Annotated in this window: 13 protein-coding genes; 5 read left to right on the forward strand and 8 right to left on the reverse strand. The window is 59.2% G+C overall.

What is annotated here, in order from left to right; all coding sequences use genetic code 11:
• Positions 1–51 precede the first annotated feature (51 nt).
• Positions 52–1,473, reverse strand: coding sequence for an amino acid permease (locus LOY43_RS22775; RefSeq protein WP_116255123.1), 1,422 nt, complete (start codon positions 1,471–1,473; stop codon positions 52–54).
• Positions 1,474–1,999: 526 nt separating this feature from the next.
• On the opposite strand from LOY43_RS22775, the gene LOY43_RS22780 reads away from it, so the two are divergent.
• Together LOY43_RS22780 and LOY43_RS22785 are read left to right on the forward strand one after the other, a co-directional pair.
• Positions 2,000–5,143, forward strand: a complete 3,144-nt coding sequence (locus LOY43_RS22780; RefSeq protein WP_258708764.1) for a transglycosylase domain-containing protein — start codon at positions 2,000–2,002, stop codon at positions 5,141–5,143.
• A gap of 192 nt (positions 5,144–5,335) precedes the next feature.
• Positions 5,336–10,462, forward strand: a complete 5,127-nt coding sequence (locus LOY43_RS22785) for a dermonecrotic toxin domain-containing protein (protein WP_258708765.1) — start codon at positions 5,336–5,338, stop codon at positions 10,460–10,462.
• A gap of 110 nt (positions 10,463–10,572) precedes the next feature.
• Here the strand turns inward: LOY43_RS22785 and LOY43_RS22790 are convergent, their stop codons facing one another.
• From LOY43_RS22790 to LOY43_RS22810, 5 genes are all read right to left on the reverse strand, one after another.
• The gene (locus tag LOY43_RS22790; RefSeq protein ID WP_176471310.1) at positions 10,573–11,076 is read right to left on the reverse strand and encodes a CS1 type fimbrial major subunit; all 504 of its coding nucleotides are present in this window, start codon (positions 11,074–11,076) and stop codon (positions 10,573–10,575) included.
• A gap of 33 nt (positions 11,077–11,109) precedes the next feature.
• A complete protein-coding gene (locus tag LOY43_RS22795; RefSeq protein ID WP_095125889.1) occupies positions 11,110–11,853 on the reverse strand; it encodes a pilus assembly protein in 744 nt (247 codons plus the stop codon).
• A 44-nt stretch (positions 11,854–11,897) separates the two neighbouring features.
• Complete coding sequence (locus LOY43_RS22800; RefSeq protein ID WP_258708766.1) at positions 11,898–13,112, reverse strand: hypothetical protein; 1,215 nt, start codon at positions 13,110–13,112, stop codon at positions 11,898–11,900.
• Positions 13,113–13,116: 4 nt separating this feature from the next.
• Entirely contained in the window at positions 13,117–15,639 is a 2,523-nt protein-coding gene (locus tag LOY43_RS22805; RefSeq protein ID WP_095048322.1) for a CS1-pili formation C-terminal domain-containing protein, read from the reverse strand.
• Positions 15,640–15,762: 123 nt separating this feature from the next.
• Positions 15,763–16,242 carry a CS1 type fimbrial major subunit gene (locus LOY43_RS22810; RefSeq protein ID WP_095048323.1) on the reverse strand — a complete coding sequence of 160 codons (480 nt, stop codon included), beginning with the start codon at positions 16,240–16,242 and terminating at the stop codon, positions 15,763–15,765.
• Positions 16,243–16,740: 498 nt separating this feature from the next.
• Between LOY43_RS22810 and LOY43_RS22815 the strand changes: the two genes are divergently transcribed.
• Both LOY43_RS22815 and LOY43_RS22820 read left to right on the forward strand, forming a co-directional pair.
• A complete protein-coding gene (locus LOY43_RS22815) occupies positions 16,741–17,316 on the forward strand; it encodes a PadR family transcriptional regulator (RefSeq protein WP_093430616.1) in 576 nt (191 codons plus the stop codon).
• Positions 17,313–18,098: a siderophore-interacting protein gene (locus tag LOY43_RS22820; protein WP_258708767.1), complete on the forward strand. Its 786-nt coding sequence runs from the start codon at positions 17,313–17,315 to the stop codon at positions 18,096–18,098. Before LOY43_RS22815 ends, LOY43_RS22820 begins: the two co-directional genes overlap by 4 nt.
• Positions 18,099–18,200: 102 nt before the next feature.
• Here the strand turns inward: LOY43_RS22820 and LOY43_RS22825 are convergent, their stop codons facing one another.
• Positions 18,201–18,842: a Pr6Pr family membrane protein gene (locus LOY43_RS22825; RefSeq protein ID WP_258708768.1), complete on the reverse strand. Its 642-nt coding sequence runs from the start codon at positions 18,840–18,842 to the stop codon at positions 18,201–18,203.
• A gap of 1 nt (position 18,843) precedes the next feature.
• Positions 18,844–19,074: a VF530 family DNA-binding protein gene (locus LOY43_RS22830; protein WP_007916799.1), complete on the reverse strand. Its 231-nt coding sequence runs from the start codon at positions 19,072–19,074 to the stop codon at positions 18,844–18,846.
• A gap of 300 nt (positions 19,075–19,374) precedes the next feature.
• Here LOY43_RS22830 and LOY43_RS22835 point away from each other — a divergent pair, with 300 nt between their 5' ends.
• A complete protein-coding gene (locus LOY43_RS22835) occupies positions 19,375–20,736 on the forward strand; it encodes a carbohydrate porin (protein ID WP_258708769.1) in 1,362 nt (453 codons plus the stop codon).
• Positions 20,737–20,738 lie beyond the last annotated feature (2 nt).

The following is a 20,738-nucleotide window of genomic DNA, read 5'->3' on the forward strand; positions in this document are numbered from 1 at the left end:
TAAAAAGCCCCGGTCTCGCGACCGGGGCTTGGTTGATGCAGACGCTAAAACTTACGAAGCCGAACGCGCCGCACCTTGCGCCACGTTGCTCGGTTGCAGCTTGAACACGTAGAACAACACGGTCAGCAGCACCAGGAACGCAGGCCCCACATAGAGCGCCACGCGCGTGTCCGGGAAGTACGCCATCAGGCCGACTACCAGCACCAGAAACGCTAGCGCAAAGTACGAGCTGACCGGGTACAGCCACATCTTGTACTTGAGGCCGGCACGTTCGCTGGCACTCAGGCCTTTGCGGAATTTCAGTTGCGCCAGCAGGATCATCACCCAGGTCCAGATCGCGCCGAAGGTGGCAATCGAGGTCACCCAGACAAAGACTTTTTCCGGCACCAGATAGTTGAGCAGCACGCCCAGCAACAACGCACCGATCGACAGCAACAGCGCTCGACGCGGTACACCGTTATTCGAAGTCTTGGCAAAACCGGCCGGCGCCTGGCCATTCTGCGCCAGGCTGTAGAGCATACGCCCGGTGCTGAAGATACCGCCGTTGCACGACGACAATGCTGCGGTAATCACCACGAAGTTGATGATGCCGGCGGCGGTCTTGATGCCCAGACGCTCAAAGGTCATCACGAACGGACTGCCCTGCGTGCCGATTTCGTTCCACGGGTAGATCGACAGAATCACGAACAGTGCGCCGACGTAGAACAGCAGAATCCGCCAGAACACCGAGCCGATCGCATCGGGAATGGTCTTCTGCGGGTTCTTCGCTTCACCGGCGGTCAGGCCGATCATCTCCACGCCGAGGTAGGCGAACATGACCATTTGCAGGGACATCAGCACGCCGGTCACGCCGTTGGGCATGAAGCCGCCGTGGGCCCACAGGTTGGAAATCCCCAGTGCCACGCCGTCATTGCCGAACCCGAAGGCGATGATGCCGACGCCGCCGATCACCATCGCAATGATGGTGACGATCTTGATCAGGGCGAACCAGAATTCGAACTCACCGAAGGCCTTTACCGCGATCAGATTGACCGAACCCATGCTGATCAGCGCCGCGAGGGCCCAGATCCAGCGCGGTACATCGGGAAACCAGATGCCCATGTACACGGCCACCGCGGTGATTTCCGCGACGCAGGTCACCAGCCACAGGAACCAGTAATTCCAGCCCGTGAGGAAGCCCGCCAACGGGCCGAGGTAGTCTTGCGCGTAACGGCTGAACGAGCCGGCGACCGGATTGTGCACGGCCATTTCGCCGAGAGCGCGCATGATCACCAGGATCGCCAGACCACCCAGAATGTACGACAGCATGATCGCCGGGCCGGCCATTTCGATGGCCTTGGCGGAACCTAAAAACAGACCGACGCCGATACAGGCACCGAGTGCCATCAGGCGAATATGCCGTTCGCCGAGTTCGCGTTTGAGCGGACCGCCCTGAGCGGTGTCGCCGTGAGGCAGTTGATTGCCGACTGGCATAGGGGTGCAACCTCGTCTTGTTATTGGATATGACCACCGAGTGTCGAAGCGTCGGCCGATAAGCCCTGGCTTGAAATGAAACCGCGCCTGCTTTGTGAGCAGACACGTCTTGCAGGACAGCCTGCAAGATCAGCGGGACGTGCAGTATAAAAAGCCTTTGGCAGGAGTTTTCACTCTATAAGCCACAACATTCAGCGACAACTCTCGGTAAAAGCCCGGTATGCCGAGAGGCATTCCCTGCTTTGCGTAGGAATATTCGCCGCCGAAAAAGCCGCCGAGTATTGCACAGCATTGGTGCATCGTCATGTGTCCGCTTGGTCAACTTTATTGCTGAACGGTTCTATTGCGGCCGCTCAGATCTCCCTCGCCGCAAAGTTTGCTTCAGGCTCATTTTCGCTCCGGCACCCGCCTTCCAGATTTATTCAGCAACTCCCCTCGCCCATCCCGCACATTTTTTTCACCAGCCCCAACCACCGTCTAAGCTTCAGACAAGTCCGATCAATCTGCGTGAATGGATCAATCGACTATGGGCGCTTTGTGGCAAACCGATTCGAGTAAAGCCGTGGTTCCGACTGAACGAGTGGATGAAGCGCCTGTCCCTGAAAAACCCCGCCGCAACCGGCATGGGTGGAAGGCTTTCTGGTTGTTGCTGGTGATTATCGCGATCGTCGTGGGGCTGGCTGCGTCCAAGGAAATGCGCACTTCGCGCTTCCAGGCGCGTGAGCTCAGCCAATACGCCGCGTCACTGACGTACACCCTCGAACCCGGCCCCAGCGAAGCCATTCGTTATCCGGGCAATGGCCCGTTCGATCTGCGCCTGGGTTACAGCTCGCTGGATGAATTCCTGCCGCGCCTGCTCAAACGCAACTACGTCATCACCGAACAGGCGCGGTTTTCCCCGGCACTGCTCAGCTACACCGACAAGGGCCTGTTCGTGCCGTATTCCGAAAAGATTCAGGCCGGGCTGTCGATCACCGATTGCCGGGCCGCACCGCTGTACAAGTACAACTACCCGCAACAGCTATATTCAAGCTTCGAATCCATCCCGCCAGTGGTGGTCAGCAGCCTGTTATTCATCGAAAACCGCTTCCTGCTCGACCCGAAACAGCCGCTGGCCAACCCGGCGGTGGACTGGCCGCGCTTCGGCATGGCCGCGTGGTCACAAGTGGCGAAATTGCTGCGCCTGCCGGGCCAGTCGGCGGGTGGCAGTACGTTAGCCACGCAATTAGAAAAGTACCGGCATTCCCCGGATGGCCTGACGGTGTCCGGTGCCGAGAAACTGCGGCAGATGATGTCGGCCAGCGTGCGTGCCTATCAGCCCGGCCCGCAAACCCTCGGGGCACGACAGAACATCGTGCGTGACTACCTCAACAGCGTGCCGCTGTCGGCGGTGCCAGGGCATGGCGAAGTACATGGCATGGCCGAAGGCCTGCGCGTCTGGTACGGCAGCGACTTCAACCAGGCCAACGAACAACTGAACAGCCCGGCCACCGATGCGAAGACCATGGCCGCCAAAGGCCTGGCCCTGCGCGAGATGTTGTCGCTGATGATCGCCCAGCGCCGCCCTTCGCGTTACCTGACCAAGGGCCGTGAAGAGCTTGCCGAGCTTACCGACAGCCATTTGCGCCTGCTCAAACAGAACGGTGTGATCGACAACGCGCTAGCCGATGCCGCCCTTGCCAGCAAAGTCACTTACCGCGACTGGCAGACCCAGCCGACCATTCAGCCGATCGAAACCAACAAGGGCATCAGCGTTGCCCGCAGTCGTCTGGCGAGCATGCTCAACCGGCCGCTGTACGACCTCGACCGCCTCGACCTCTCGGCCACCAGCACCCTGCAGGGCGAACTGCAAACCCAGGCCACCGCTTACCTGAAGAAACTCGCCGACCCGGCCTATGCCGCCGAAATCGGCTTGCTCGGTGAACGTTTGCTGACCCCGACCAGCACCACCCAAGTGCGCTACAGCTTTACCCTCTTCGAACTGACTCCGGACGGTTCCCGCGTGCGGGTGCAGACCGATAGCACTGACCAGCCGTTCGATATCAACGAAGGCAGCAAACTCGAACTCGGCTCCACCGCGAAAATGCGCGTGCTCACCACTTACCTGCAAATCATCGCCGAACTGCACGACAAGTACGGCGCCATGAGCGTGCCGGAACTGAAGAAAGTCGAAGTCCCCGATCAGGACCGCTTGAGCCAGTGGGTCATCGATTACCTGATCCAGAACAAGGATCACGACCTGTCGAAGATGCTCGGCGCAGCCCTCGACCGCAAATACTCGGCCAGCCCCGGCGAGGCGTTTTTCACCGGCGGCGGATTGCATACATTTCACAATTTTCGCAAAGAGGACAACGGTCGCATACCGACTCTGCGCGACGCCCTGCGCGAATCGATCAACCTGCCGTTTATTCGGCTGATGCGCGATGTGGTGCGTTATGTCACTTATTCAGGGCCCAATAGCAGTGCCGAACTGCTCAAGGACGATCGCGATCCGCGTCGGCAGGAATACCTGGCAAGTTTCGCCGACCGCGAAGGCACGGCGTTCCAGCTCAAGTTCTGGAAAAAATACAGGAACAAAGACACGCAGGCGCGTCTCGACACCTTCCTCGACAGCATGCGCCCGACGCCGATCCGCATGGCCGCCGTGCATCGCTACCTGCTACCCGATGCCAGCCAAGAAGACTTCAACACGTTCGTCCGCTCGCACCTTAAAGGCACCAAGCTCACCGAAAAACTCACTGATGATCGCCTGATCCGCCTCTACGATTCCTATGGTCCCGGCAGTTACGATTTGCCCGATCAAGGCTTCATCGCCAAGGTGCATCCGCTGGATCTGTGGATGATGGGCTACCTGTTGAACCACCCGGACGCGACCTTCAGCGAGATCGTCAAGGCCAGTCACTTCGAACGTCAGGAAGTCTACAGCTGGCTATTCAAGAGCAAGCACAAGGGCGCCCGCGACAGCCGTATTCGCACCATGCTCGAGATTGAAGCGTTCCTTGAAATTCACCAGCGCTGGCAGAAAGTCGGCTACCCGTTCGACCATCTGGTGCCGTCGCTGGCCACCGCGATTGGCAGCTCCGGTGACCGCCCTGCCGCTCTGGCCGAGTTGATCGGCACCATCCTCAATGACGGCGTGCGCATGCCGACGCTGCGCATCGACAGCCTGCATTTCGCCGCAGGCACGCCTTACGAAACGCAACTGGTCAATGACCCGCATGTCGGCAAACGGGTGATGCCGTCCGCGGTCGCCACAGCCATGCGCGAGGCACTGTCGCAAGTGGTCGACGCCGGCACGGCAAAACGTGTTTCCGGCAGTTTCAAACTGGCTGATGGCAGCCCACTGGCCATGGGTGGCAAAACCGGGACCGGCGACAACCGCATCGAAGCCATCGGTTCGGGCGGACGCATCCTCAGTTCGAAGTCGATCAACCGCACGGCGACGTTCGTTTTCTACATCGGCGATCACCACTTCGGCACCCTCACCGCGTTCGTTCCGGGGCGTTCGGCAGAGAACTTCAAGTTCACCTCGGCCCTGCCAGTGCAGGTGCTCAAGGGCATGGCGCCGATTCTGACGCCGTATCTGCAACCCGGCAGCGACTCACAGTGCAAACCGACGCAGACCGCCAGCGTGGCGATGCTCGAAGCGCCGCGCCCTACGGCGAGGTAACAAATCGTGTCGGGTTTTTCTGCATCAGGGTGACGAATTTTCAGTTTGGCGGGTGGTATTTATGTATTTTTCAGATTCGAATTTTCGTCGGGTTGGTGACCGGCAACGCGGTTTGCCTCCCGATCTTTGAACTTTTGTTTTGCCCTGCCCTGAGTAGGCTGATCACTCCTCAACAATCAAGGATGATTGGCCATGTCTCTCTCTCCCCTGCCTGCGGAAAACGCGGACAAAGGACGGCACTACGAATTCATCAAGTCCGCCGTCAACGACAATTTCAAAAGTGCCACCGTCAGCCGGAGCCTCGCCTTGGCAGCTTCGCCACTGAAGAATGAAGCCTGGTACACCAAAGCACCTTCCGCGTATCTGAACAAACTCGCTGCGGCCAACCTCAAGGCCTGGGGATCGCAGAACCAGGTTGATCATCTCTTGGCGAAAGTCGATCTCCATGCCTTCGCCGAGCCGCTGCTCAAGGCAAAAATCAAGGAGCGGCACGGCATCGAGCCGGACGTCAAAAGCACCTTTCTGCGCCTTTACCTGCCCAAGGACAAACCGTGGTACGCCATCGACCTTTCCGCAGGCGTCGTGACCCGCACCGTCTCGCTGCTGGATGCCGCCCTGCACAATTTCGCCAACAGTGAAACGGTCGGCCATGGCTCGGACTACATCAGCGAGCCCGATGAGCGCGGTCTGTTCGATGTCGTACCGATCAAAAGCGCCATGCCCATCAGCCAGTTTCAGGCGCTGTGCCGCGATCTGGATATCGGCGCGCAGTACAAAAAACACCTGGAAAGTTACCTGCTGCCCGGCGAACCGCTGGCCGAGAGCGTGCTGCAGTACAAGGTCAACCAGAGTCAGAAGGACGCCCTCGCCGTCGCCGCACATTTGGCGCTGATCAAGGACGATATCCAGTACGACGCCTACAAAATGCTCTTGAGCCTGACCGAGGAAAAACCGCAACTGCTGCTCAATGGCCGCGCGATGCAGTGCGCTGACCTGTCGCTGCTCGGCACCCGGCTGACCGGGATTCTGCTGCTGACGCACACGGCATCGGACAGCCGCGGTGTTCGACGCCTGATCGTCTACATTCCCCACGACCCGGATCACCCGGTCAAGGAGTACAACTCTCTGAAAGCCTTCCGGGAGGAGTTGGTGCGCCAGCTTCGTGAGGACCGATTCAGCGAGTGGACCGAACAGACCTACCGTCAGTTCTTCAGCCAGTTTGTCGACCATCAGCAGCGCGGGCATTTCTTTGCCGAGCTTGAGCAACGCCTGTTCATCGTCAGGTATCACCCGCGTCAGGATCCCACCGATCAGCAACCACCGTGGCGCAAGGACCCGCAGGACAATCCCAACCTGCAGTTCGGTCGGGTGAAATTGCAGGGCGATTACTGGCGCCACGCCTATCAGCAAAAGCTCAACAAGATCCTCAACGACGCCCGGGAGATCGCCGTCTCCACCGCCGACACCGACAGCAAAGCGCGTTGGGCGTGGTGGGACAACTTCAAGAAAATCCTTTCGGACATTTTCAACGTGGCGCTGTTGATCGCCACACCATTCGTGCCGGGGCTGGGCGAACTGATGATGGCCTACACGGCCTACCAGCTAACCAGCGATGTGATCGAAGGCATCGTTGATCTGGCCGAAGGGCTTTGGCAGGACGCTGCCGGGCATGTCATCAGTGTGGTCACCGACATCATTCAGTTGGCCGCCTTCGCCGCCGGCGCGCAGATCGGCGAAACCTTTCGCGTCAAACTGTCGTCGCTGGTAGACGGCATGAAACCGGTCAAGCTGCACAATGGCAAAAACAGCTTATGGCACCCGGACCTGAGTCCCTACGAACGTAACGAACTGATGCTCTCGCCCGGCGCCAAACCCGATCGCCATGGCCTGCATCAGTACCGCAACGAACACGTCCTGCCGCTGGAAGGCAAGCTGTACGTCGTCGAAAAGGCCACGACTGATGCGACGTCCAACACCCACCGCATCAAGCACCCGAGCCGCGCCAACGCCTACCGGCCGAAAATCGAACACAACGGCCACGGCGCCTGGGTGCATGAAGCGGAGACCCCGCACAACTGGCCGAATGACGCGCTGATGCGACGACTGGGCCACAGCGTCGAACGCTTTTCGCCCGCGGAACTTGAGCAGATCCGCATCGGCAGCGGCACCGATCACGACGCCCTGCGTCAGATGCATATCGACAACAGCCCGCCTCCGCCGCTGTTGGCCGACACAGTCAAGCGCTTCAGCGCCTACGACGATGTACTCACGGCGACTGCCGACATCCGCGCGGGCCGCCCGATCGATCCACAGGCCGTCTGGCTGGAACCGGTGTTGACCGGTTTGCCGGGCTGGCCTTACAGCAAAGCGCTGGAGGTGTTTGCCGATGCCAGTCTGAGTGGTTACTCGCGCAAGTACGGCAATCCGCAGGCTGCGCCGGCGGAGACGTTGCGCATCAGCCTCAACGATCTGAATGCGGGACAGTTGCCGGATCGCGTGACGAACTTCCTCACCAATGAAGAATTCAACCACCTGCTGGGCCCGGAAATTCCTCGCGACGACCGTGCAGCGGTCTTGCGCAATCACCTCGCCAATGCCGTCGATGAACGTCGCGGGGACGTCTCCCGCCGTGTCTATCAAGCAGGGGAAAGAACCGACAAAACCGACATCAAAACCGTTAGACAGACCTTTCCCGATCTGCCGCTGCCGCTTGCCGAAAAACTCGTGGCCCAGGCCAGACCCGCCGAACTGCAAAGAATCGCCAAGGAAAAACGCCTACCGTTACGCCTCAAGGTCCAGGCCCGAGAACTGGATTTCGAAGCCTGCGCCGCCCGCGCCTATGAGGGTTTTTATCACGACGAATTGCTGACCGCGGACAGCGAACGCCTTGCGCTCAACACCCTCAAGCTCAACACCGACACCTTTGCCGATCTGCGTCTGGAGGTGCGCGATGGCACCTATGACGGCCCGCTGCGCTGCAGTGTCGGATCGGATGATGCAGCCGTCGTCAGGCGCCTGATCCGCGACGCACAGGGCCGCTATGAGGTGCTCGACGCAGGCAACCGCTCGCTGCATGACGCGGATGATTTCTATGAGTCGATTCTGCATGCCGTGCCTGCCGAAACACTGCCTGCCGTGGGTTACTCGCGCGGCCAGGGACGCCCGTTGAAACTGTGGATCATGGAAGAGGCCGCCGGCCCTGCGCAGCGCCGAACTGCGCTGGCAGAGCCGCCCATCCGTCCGGTGGCGACGATTGAAACCGAAACGCTGGTGCGCGGTTGGTCATGGCTTTGGGGTGAGCCGACGCTGGAAAAACGTATCGGCAAGCTCTACCCGAAAATGAATGAAAGGGAGGTGAACACGTTCATTGAAATATTGCAGCGCAAGAGCGAGGGCAATGCAGTCGATGCCATCGCAAAGCTGGAAAGCGAGCGCAAGGATTTGCACCGTAAATTACAGGCATCGCGTGAAAAACAACCCGCCGGCGTGGACGACGAGGGAAATCCGGGCTACGGAGCGTCCATGGATTACATGCAACTTGGCGGGAGGCACATAGAAGAAAGGTTAATTGAGTGTTTCGAGCGCAAAAGCGCTGGGTTCGACGAACAGATCCATCATCCAGAGCAAGGCTATACGCTGGACCTGACCACTGAGTTGAACCGATATGATCTCGAATACTGGTGGGAAGAATTGCGCAAGCAACCCGGCATGAAGCAACACCTTGATCAGATCACCGCACTTAGGCTCAACAAGACATCCCTCTCGGCAAATCGCGACGGACTGCTCGGCAGCTTCCCTCATCTGCGCCAATTGAGCGCCCGCCAGTGCAATCTGAAAGAAATACCCTCCAGCATCGGCCAGATGCGTCAACTTGAGGATCTGGATCTGGCCGATAACCGTATCGACTTGACGTATCGCTCCAGCAAACAACTCGACGCACTGGTACGTCTGCGCACGCTAAACCTGAACGGCAATCCCTTGCGCATACCCCCGGATGTCGGGCGAATGTACCGGCTGGAGGAGCTGAGCCTGGCCAATACCGGCATCCAGACCTGGCCCGAGGGACTGTTCAAGGTCGGCACAGCCAACCGACACCGGCCACGCAGTTTCATGCTCGACATGCGGGGGGCGCCGATCAATACCCTGCCCGAAGTCACGCCTGGCTCTGATCAGGCGTTTTTGCTCAGCCGCGCACGTTTCAGCCCGGAAAAACTGACCAATGAAGAGCGGGTGCGTTATGGCCAGTATCGAGAGTCTTCAGGCCTGGGTTTTGTGCAGGATTATTTTCCCGCCGCCAATGACGAACTCCGCCATTGGCAACTCGTTGCCGATGTACCCGGCGGTTTCGGCCCGTCTTCGGCACTGAGCAAATACCGCGAAGAAACCTGGCATGACCTGATGGCCGAGCCGGACTCCGCCGGTTTTTTCAGCGTGATTGCCAAACAAAGAGAAAGCGCCGACTACCGGACGGAGCCCGCACGCCGCAAGCTGACCCAGCGTGTCTGGGAAATGGTCGAAGCCGCCGCCCTCGATTCGGAGCTGCGCGAAAAACTGTTCAAACAGATCGTGTCCCCGGAGGACTGCGGCGATCTCGGTGCGCAATTGTTCAATTCACTGGGAATGAAAGTGCTGGTGTCCAAAGCCTATACAGCGCCGACATCGGCCCAGGTTCTGGATAACACCCTCGTACGCCTGGCCCGCAGTGCTGCGCGGCTGGACTTGGTGAGCGACGAGGCTCGCGTGGAATACAGCCGTCAGGAACAACAGAACCTGATCGACCCGAACAACCTCGCTCCGGATGAGGTCGAGGTCCATCTGGCATTCGAAACCGGACTGGCTGAACGACTTGAACTGCCCTGGCAGTCTGAAGGCATGCGCTACCAGCCTCGTTCTGGTGTCAACGAAGCGGAGATCGAGTTGGCTTACAGGATGATCATGAGGCGGGAACAGGGCGACGGTCTGGTCAATGGAATGATCAATCTTCCTTCGGACAATTTCTGGGAGCGCCACCTGCGCAAGACTCACCCGACACAATACGAGCGCAATGATCATCTGTTTGAGAACAAACTCGAATGGGTCGAAGAATTGAAGGAAATAAAAGCGCAGTGGGCTGAACTCAAGGATCCGGGTCAGATAAAACCACTGACGCAAAAACTGGAAAGTCTTGCGAACCAACTCGGCATTTCCGTGGCCGATGTACTCAAGGATGAGCCCTTGAGCCAAAGGCTGTACCAGGACCTGCAGAAACAAATCGGTTATCAGCGCGATGACCTTTCCCGACAATTGACCCGGGAGGCCATGAGAATCGCGAACCTCTGACGGCAGGCTTGCAAACCGGTCAGACCATCAAGGACTGGCCGGCCCCTGCGACAGCTTTTCGCCCCCCCATAGGCCCGGGCTTGCGTGCTCTGGGTCAGGCCAAACCGCACTCATTCCGCCCCCGGTGCCCTGGCATTGAACATCAGCACGACACTGCCGTGGTAATCCCCGGAACGATAGCCGCCCTCCGGCTCGATCGGGTCGATTTTCAACGCCACGCGTTTGCCCCTGGCGGCTTCTTCCACGGACAACACCTGGCGCGGGGTGACGTGCGAACTCAGCTCGACATCATTGAAGGAGACCAGCAGATCGATCACTTCGCCGGGGCGGCCATTCTCCAGATAAGGATCGAACGCCAGACGCGCTTCAATCGCGCTACTGTCATGGTGCACATCGAAATTGCGCATCAGCCCGCTGAGGGTCGAGCGCTGATAGTCCCACTCAAGCCGCTGTGGCCGGTGAATCCAGTCCGGTTCTGCCGGAATGATATAGAACGGGCGGCTGGGAATGGTCAGGGACACTTCGAAGGTGTGCTCTTCGCGCGCGGCCCACGCCCCGGCGCCGGTCAGCGCAGTGGCGACCATCAGCGCGGCGGCGGTGCATTGCTTGATCATGTTGGTTACCCGATGGGTCAATGGAAAACAAACCTAGCGACTGGCGGTCTTCATGCTTTTTTTCTCGCTGCCTTCGATCAGGAAGAAGCGGTATTCGCGGCCCTTTTCCTTGTCGAAGGCAAAGGTCTTGCCCGCCAGCACGTGGTGTTTGGTGGTCGCGCCGCAGTCGCTTTCTTTGCTCAGTGAACAGCTCTTGAACTCATCGACAATCAGCACGGTGTTGCCATCGTTACGCAGTTCATAGCGTTTTTCGGTGTCATTGATGACGGTGGCAAAACGCGCGTCCTTCGGCCGCACAAAGAAGATCGTGCCGAACCCGGTCATTACGTTGACCCCGGCTGAAAGCGAGTTTTTGTAGTCTTCGCGCTCCTCGCTGCTGACCACGAATTCGTCTTCCTTTTCCGGTACCACCGGGACGAAGCGCACGCGGAAATAGCGCTCGCGATCGCGCTCGCCCATGTACAGCAAACGCGTACCCTGCATGCCCTGCGCCGGGACGATCAGCCGCGCCGGACTGGCCATCACGCCATTGCGTGAAGCACCGTCGGCAGCGTTTTGCACGGGCACTTCCTGCGGCACGCCATCGGCGCCGTAGATGATCTCAAGCACATTGACCTTGACGAAGGCCGTGGCATCGCCGCTATTGAATACGCGTTTCAGGTAAGTACTTTTATCAGCGTCGAGATAGTCGTAGACGGTGCCGACATTGATTTGCGGGCCGGCCTGCGCCGTCAGGCAACACATGCTGAGCACGCCCAGCAGAAAACCACGTTTCATCGCGTTCAACTCCATGAAAATCGAAATGGGCCGGACTGGAGCGCTCACGCATCCGAGTCCCAGATAATGGTGATGTTGCCGCGTAGCCGGTCGTTCTTGCCGGGGCGCAGGAGGAAATCAATCGCAAACGGGTCCAGCTCGAAATGCAGCGCGCCGGGCTTGCGCTCGACATAGAGGCTGGGCTGGAACGGGCCGACCCAGTTGTTGAAGTTCAACGGCATTCTATTGACGGGGCCATTGCCGGCGCCGTCGATTCCCGCGGGCAAAGTCATCGAGACCTTGACCGATGTGGTGTCGCCCAAGGGGCTGCCAAGATTGCAGTACGGCCCGCCCTGGGAATTGCATAGCATCATCACCTTGAAGCGCGAAGATGCCGAGATGAAGAACGGTTGGTCGCGAAAGATCCGCTTCGGCTTACGCCCGCTGTCGATCCACTGCGCCCATCCGCCTTCGGGTTCCAGCGACACTTTGCTGCCACCCGGCGGGAGATCGACTTTGAGGGTGTGCTGTACGTCCAGTACGAAGTCGAGGGTCAGCCTGCCTTCGTCCGGCTGAAAAGCCGCGCCCATGTCAAAATCGCCACCGGGTCCCATCGAGTATTCGATGGATCCGGTATACAGACCGCTCGACATGCTCAACGGGTTGGGGGTTCTCAGCTCATACGCAAAATCGATCTTCTCGAAAGACATCGAGGGGATACGGAAAGCAGCGGTCTTGGTGCAGGGCGCTTGCACAGGCGTCTGCCAGAAAAAGCGATAGGTGCGAGCGCTGTACCCGGACACGCTAGTGCCTCTGCAAGGCGCGGGGGCGTAGAGCCAACCGCTAAGGGACGTCCAGAGGATGTCATGGCCTGTCGGGTGCTCCACCCCGGTCAGTTTTTCCACGGTATCGCTCAGGATATAGTTGGAGCCTATGCCGGTGATGCGCACCTCTACGGTTTCCGTTTCCTGAGTATCCTGATTAGTCACCGTCAACCGTTTCCAGTCGGCGGGGGCCTGCACTGAGACATCGTCACCCGGCATAAGCTCGCCGGTTGAGCTATAGCCGACAGGCAACTCGATGCTGAACATGTTGGCGCTGGCGCACTGCGCAGGGAAGTTCACGCAATAGCCGCTATTGGGCGTCTGGTTGACGAACAGGTTCTTGCCCGGTTGCGAAGAATCGGGTTGAAACAGCGCACGGATTTCCTGATTTATCGCCTGTGCCGTGGGCATGCTTAGCGCCAGCAGCAATGCACAACCACCTGTAAGTTTTTTCATAAGATCAACCTGCCTTCTGTTCGGTGGAGGTAGCGTCAGCGAGGGTGTCCGGCGTGCAGCGCAGATCGCCGATCATCAGCACATTGTTTTCGCTGCGATGGTCGGACTCGTTGAGGCGGAACTGGCAGAGCAACTGGTTGCCCTGACGCACTTCCAGGGTCGGTGAGCCGGCGTTCATTTCCATCGAGAAGAACCCGTCGACTTCGCTCACCCCACGGCTAGCGTGGTTGATCACGTGGTGGCCCTTGAGCGGCCGCCCCTGGCCATCCACCAGTCGGCCGAGCACGGTCATGGTTTTCATCACGCGGACCTTGCGGTACTCCACGCCGCCCTTGTTCAGGTGATAGCGGGTGCGCGGCGGTTCGATGGACGCGGCTGGCACGTGATTGCCCTCGAAGTCGAAACTCACCGAGCTGTTCTGGTACGCGGTGATCGGGATGAAATTGCGCCCCGGCTTCAACGCCGCACCGCCACCGCTGAAATCGTCGGCCCGCAGAACGATGTCCTCGATGTCCGACTCGACATCGACAATCAGCCCGGCGCCGCGCACTTCGGTCTGACTGGTCATGAGCATCTGCTGCGCACCGACCACCAGCGTGCTGTCGAGGTTGAGGCCACCGGTGAAATTGCCGTTGTAGGAGGAGCGCTGAATAAAGCCGTCACCATTGACCGCGTCGGTGCGGAAGTTGGCCAGGCTGGCGACGCCCACCCCGTAGGTGTCGGTGAGTGCCGTGACCGACACGTTCTGCAAGACGTGATCCCGGAAATCCTTGCGCCAGCCGAGCGAGGCGTTGTTGTCACGCGCACCGTCACGGGCCGTGCGTGAGCCGATACTGCCGCTGATCTGCTGACCGGGGGCGCCGAGCGCCATGTTGATGCTCAGGTCGACCCCGCGATTGCGCGCATCGCCGCTGCTGAAACTGCCGGGACGATCAAAAATCGACAGGCGCCAACTGGCATCGCTGCCCAGCACCATCGTGCGCTGGGTCCAGCCCAGATCGACGCCCATGCCTTCGACATTGCCCTCGCTGTGCGAGACCCGCGCGTTGACCGAACTCTTGCTGCTGAGGCGATGGTTGAGCGCCAGCGAGGAATTGCTGGTCTGGCCGATGAACACATTGCGCGGGCGCACCCGGGTGCCGTCCGGCAACGTGTCGTAGGTATTGGTGGTGTCGAGCCAGCTGCGGTTATGGCTGACGACAAGACTGCCGGCGCCGTAGTTGTAGAGGCTTTGCAGATCGAGACCGGTGCCGTAATCCTCGGTCTTGTAGACGTTGGCGTAGAGGCTGATGTGATTGGCCAGGGTCCAGTCGATGGACGTGCCGTATTGCAGTTTTTCGCGAATCTGTCGCGCCGACAGCCCGAGGATGACGCGCGGATGCAACAGGTAATTCACCGAAGCGCCCGCTGTCGGGCTGCCGCTGGCCTGGGTGTCCCAGTTGCTCAGCAGTTTCTGTTCTTCGCCGGCAAAGACGTTGTAGCGCCAGCGCTCGTCGAGGTTGCGCCAGTTGTTGGGCTTGTACACCAACTCCTGAGTAGTGGAGGTGATCTGGCCGTCTTCGATCAGCCGGACTTCCACCTCATAAATGCCACCGGGCAGCGGCCGGGTGTCGAGGGTCTGCAAACCGGCCGGCACCGATTGGGTATTGATCAGCAGGCCATCGCGCCAGATCTCGACGGAACCCTGGCGGTTGGCCGTGACATAGATCGGATAAACGCTGGGCATCGGGCTGTTGATGGCCAGGCTGTCGGAGCTGCCGTACATCACGCCGACGGCGGTGTCGGGACTGCTGCCGAACGTACGCGGCTGGCGTGTCAGCCCTTCGGAATTGGGGGTGAAATAGCCCAGGCGGAAAAAACTGCCTTGCAGTTCGCGCTGGGTGTGCAGCTCTTGAACGGCGTGATAAAGCTTGTCGTCCGGACCGCCGAGACGGGCCACTTGCAGATTCAGTGTCTGACTCCAACTGCCCAGACTTGAGCTGGCTTCGAGGCCGAAACGCCCGCCGAGATCCTGATCCTGGCCGCCATTGAGGTTGAGCTGGTTACGCACCATCAAGCCATGACTGCCACCATCAGGCTGTTCGAAGTAACGCTTGGCTTCAACGTCGCGTTCGGCATTTTCGGTGAGAATCGAGACCAGCGAGTTTTCCAGGTTGTAATGCACCGCCAGAAACTGGTCCGGGCAGGAACCGCTGCACGCACCCAAGGGCACGCCGGGTTTCAGATAGCTCGCCCATTTTTCCCGCTCGGCGGGGCCAAAACGATTTTCGCTGGTGTCAGTGAATTCGAGCAGGGTGAGGCGATCGTCGCGGGACAACACCACCATGGCCTCACCCAGTGGTTGCTGATCGACTTCGACCCGTACCGCCAGCGGTACATCAAAGAAATGCTCCTCGAAATCCGCCGGCAAACCCTTGGCCTGCGCCAGCAGACTGCGTGGTGTGGTGCCGGTGGAGTTGGAAGCCACAGCTGCGCTGGCACAAAACAACAGCGCAAGCGCAGCCGCGATGGGTGTCATCGGGAACATGAACGCGTACTCGGATAACAAACAATGGAAGTCCGTCGAGGCAAACAAATCGTCAGCCCCGACGGTCAAGCGTCAACATTGAAGTTGGGCTTAGTGCCTGATCGATCGATCAAGTGACTGCTGTTATGGCGTCACGGCGTCGAAGATCATCGCCACGGCCCCGGTGTAATCACCAGGCTGGAAGTTGTTGCCCACCGCGCTAATGTTCAGCGGCGCACGGTAGTTGACGTCGGACTCGGCTTCACCCACGACCAGTTGCGGAGTCAGGGTCAGTTCCTTGTTGTTGAACAGCACGCGCAGTTCGATAGAAGTACTGCCCGAGACCAGTTTTGGCAGGCTCTCGAGGCTGGCGTGTACCGAGCCGTTATTGTTGCGCACGTCGAAGAAGCCATTGACGTCGCGCATCTTGCCGGTGGTTGGCTGATAGCTCATGTCCTGGTCCTTGTTGACCAGATCCGGATCGGTCGGCACCACATAGAAACCGTTGGTCGGCACATGCGCGACAAGGCTGATCGAGTGCGACGCTTCACCAGCGGCGAATGCGCCAGTGGAACCCAGTGCCAGAAGAGCCAGTGGAGCGGCGATTGCGAGTTTCTTGAACATCGTTATGTACCTGTTTTCTTGATAGGGGGATGAACATTGAAAGTTCAGGTAAATCATTGCCCGAGTTGAGCCAGATCAACTTGAACGTTCAACGCCTAGGCATCATCGACTGTTGCCTCTGGAAAGTAAGCAAGCAACTTCCGATAACCTCGTAGTTAAACAACCCCATGACTCGCCAGAAAAAAGAACAAAATAACGATATTCGAAACAGTAACTGTAAGTTATCCCCTACAGACAGTTTAAATTAAAAAACCATACAGCAACTTCGCCCTGATAGTGCGGTAACTCAGGGTCATTTAGAACATATACTCTACATCAAATAGAGTGATGACTTTAACTTTCAAGTTATCGCTGACTTACACCCCCCTGAAAAATCATCGCTTGCATTGGCGGGTGGGCTGCCGCTCGTCAGCCGAGGTCGCGACGCGGGAAAAACGTCTTGCGCAGACCTTAAGATATATCTTAAGTTGTATCTAAACACGACGAGAGAAGACTGAAATGAGAGACCATCATTCCCCCCACCGCGAACACGGCGACGGCCGTGACGGCTTCGAGAAGCGCCCCGGACGTGAGCGCGGCGGCCGTGGCCCACGGGTATTCGCCCCCGGTGACCTGAAATTGCTGCTGCTGGCGCTGGTGGCCGAACAGCCGTGCCACGGCTACGACCTGATCCGCCAGATCGAAGGCATGTTCGACGGCGCGTACAGCCCCAGTCCCGGGGTGATCTACCCGACCCTGACCTTTCTCGAAGAGAGCGAACTGATCACTGGCGACGCCGAGGGCGGTAAAAAACGCTACAGCGTCACCGAGGCCGGTCGTTTATCTCTCAGTGAGCAAGCGGTCGCGCTGGACGGCGTGCGCATGCGGATCGATGTGAGCAAACGCTCACTACGTGGCCATGATCGGCCGCCGGAAATCCACGAAGCCGTGCACAACCTGCGGCATGCCCTGCAAATGCACCACGGCCGCTGGAGCGCCGCAGAAATCCTGCGCGTGCGTGACCTGCTTAACGACACCGCCAAAGCCATCGTCGACGGCCCTGCCGTTCAACCTGCCCCGGAGAAAGCCGAATGACTGCAGTCGATACCCAAACCATTCACCGTGTGATGCACGAAATCAAACGCCGCAAGCTTGAGGTGTTGCGCGTGGTCGACCTGACCCCGCGCATGCGCCGCATTACCCTCGGCGGGCCGGAGCTGGCCGGGTTTATCAGCCTGGGCACTGACGATCACGTCAAACTGCTGTTCCCGCAGAACGCCGAACAAGCCGCCGCGCTGGAGACCATGGTGCTCGGCGCCGGCAAGGACGATGGACCAAAACCGGAAATGCGTGATTACACGCCGCGTCGCTACGACCTCGATGCGCTGGAACTGGACATCGATTTTGTCCTGCACGGTGACGGCCCTGCGTCGACCTGGGCCGAGCAAGCGCAACCCGGGCAATACCTGCACATCGGCGGCCCGCGCGGCTCGATGATCGTCCCGGATATTTTCGACAGCTACTTGCTGATCGGCGACGAAACCGCCCTGCCCGCCATCGCCCGCCGCCTCGAAGGCCTGGCGGCCAATCGCAAGGCCTTGGTGGTGATCGAAGTGGAAAACGGCGCCGAACAGCAAGTGCTCGAAAGCGCGGCGCAGGTCAATGTGATCTGGGTGTTACGCGAGGGTAGCAAGGACAACCTGCTGGCGACGGTGAAGCAACTGCAGGTGCCTAAAGGCAATCTGTATGCGTGGGTGGCGACCGAAACGAAAGTTTCACGGCAGATTCGCCGGGTGCTGATCGATGAGCATGGGCTGGATGAACAGCTCATCAAAGCCGTCGGCTACTGGCGCGCCGAGGGCACTGAAGAAGAGTGATATCCCTTGTAGGAGTGAGCCTGCTCGCGATAGCGGAGTGTCAGTCAATAAATTTGTAACTGATCTACCGCCATCGCGAGCAGGCTCACTCCTACAGGTGCTTTAACTTCGTGCAAGCCTCCAGCGGTCGAGGCCAATGACCAGCAAGCCAATCCCCACAAACCCCAGCAATATCCCCCCGGCATTGAGCAGCACCTGTGGATAACCCAACACCGCCACGTCAATGAACGGATACGCATACGCGCCGAGCAAATGCCCGCGCAGCAAGGCGTAGATGAAATACACCAGCGGATAGATCAGCCACACCGGCAGATGCCACAACCGCAGCGTGCCTTTCGGTACGCAGAGCCACCAATAAGCAAGAAACAGCAACGGCATCACGTCGTGCAGCAACTCGTCAGCAATAAATTGCCAGCCTTCCGGGTGCCACAAATGCCGCAGCAAAAGGCTATAGGCAAGCCCCACCACAGCAATGCTCACGGCAATGCCACTGCTGACCCACGGCTGCAAAAACCAGCGGCGCGCGGCGGATTCGCGAGCGGTCACGGCACAGGTCAGCACCGTCGCCACCAGCGTGTTGGTCAGAATCGTGAAGTAGCTGAAAAAGCTCACCAGCCCGCCCAACAGGCTGGCGCCGACGCTTAAACGCGCAAAGAAAATCAGATAAAGCTGAATGCCCAACCCCGCCCAGCCCAATATGGCTGCGCAGGTGATCAGGCGGCGGCGCCAACAACCGGTATGCATTTCAGAGCGGTCGCTTGGTGCGCATCAATTTCACGTACAGACGCTCGACCTTTTCGCGCGCCCATGGCGTTTTACGCAGGAACGTCAGGCTCGACTTGATGCTCGGATCACTCTTGAAGCAGCGAATATCGATGCGCTCGGCCAATCCCGACCATTCGTAATGGCTCACCAGTGCATTGAGGATCTGTTCAAGGGTGACGCCGTGCAGCGGATCGGGAGTTTGTTCGTTCATGCCAGGCCTATGGGCGAAGTGAAAATGCGGAAGCCGCGCACCTTAGCCGAGGGGCTGACTGGGTGGAAGGCCTGACTTTAAATGTAGGCCAACCCGGAAAGATCGCAGGCCACGATCCGGCCGACAATGCGCCCGTTTGCCGCACTGTTACCGAATCCGAAACGCTGCATGTTCACAAAAGGCCTTTGTCTTTTTGTAACAGATCTTTATCCTGCCGCCCTTCCGCTGAATCGCTTCACTGCCTGCGACATATTGAAGCGCTCGAATTGCACCCCGAAAACACCAAAAAAAGACTGAGCCATGCCCGATTTTTCCTTCTCCCGAGACAGCGCTATCTCAACCCTGCGCACCCTTGGCGGCTTTACCGCCCTCGGCCTCGCCACTTGCGTTCAAGCGGCGCCCGCGTTCGACAGTGAATCACCGTACATGCTCGGTGACTGGAACGGCACGCGCACCGAACTCTCGGAAAAAGGCTACGACTTCAAGCTCGATTACACCGGCGAAATGGGCAGCAACCTGCACGGCGGCTACGACCACGACCGCACTGCGCGCTATAGCGATCAGTTCGGTCTGGGCACACACCTCGACCTGCAAAAGATCCTCGGCTGGGACGACGCCGAGTTTCAACTGACCATCACCAAGCGCAGCGGCAACAACATCAGCAACGACCGCATCAACGATCCGCGCGTTGGCGGCTTCACCTCGGCCCAGGAAGTCTGGGGCCGTGGCCAGACCACACGCCTGACGCAGATGTGGTACCAGCAGAAATTCTTCGATCAGAAACTCGACATCAAGGTCGGCCGTTTCGGCGAAGGCGAAGACTTCAACAGCTTTCCGTGCGACTTCCAGAACCTCGCGTTCTGCGGTTCGCAGGTCGGCAACTGGGTCGGCGGCATCTGGTACAACTGGCCGGTCAGTCAGTGGGCGCTGCGCGTCAAATATCACCTCACCCCGGAACTGTACGCACAGGTCGGCGCTTACGAGCAGAACCCGTCGAACCTCGATCGCGGCAACGGTTTCAAACTCAGCGGCAGCGGCACCCAGGGCGCGATCCTGCCGATCGAACTGGTGTGGACGCCGAAACTCAACGGCCTGCCGGGCGAATACCGCGCCGGTTATTACTACAGCAACGCGAAGGCCAGCGACGTCTATAAAGACAGCCAAGGCCAGCCGGCAGCGCTGAGCGGTGAAGCCTATCGCAGCGCGTCGAGCAAACACGGCGTATGGCTGGGCATCCAGCAGCAGATCACCAGCATGGCCAGCGATAACAGTCGCGGCTTGAGCGTGTTCGCCAACGGCACGATGCACGACAAGAAAACCAACTCGATCGACAACTACGTGCAGGCCGGCATCACCTACAAAGGCCCGCTCGATACGCGCGCCAAGGATGACATCGGTTTCGCCCTCGCCCGCGTGCACGTCAACCCGGCCTTCCGCAAAAATGCCGAAGCCAGCAACCGCGCCAACGCCGTGTACGACTACGACGATCCGTCCTTCCTGCCGCCGCAAGACACCGAATACAGCGCCGAGCTGTACTACGGCGTGCACGTGACCAACTGGCTGACCGTACGCCCGAACCTGCAATACATCCGCCACCCCGGTGGCGTGAACGACGTCGACGACGCCCTGATCGGCGGGATCAAGATCCAGTCCTCGTTCTAAAG

Source organism: Pseudomonas sp. B21-041, from assembly GCF_024748675.1.
GTDB classification, from domain to species: Bacteria; Pseudomonadota; Gammaproteobacteria; order Pseudomonadales; family Pseudomonadaceae; genus Aquipseudomonas; species Aquipseudomonas neuropathica.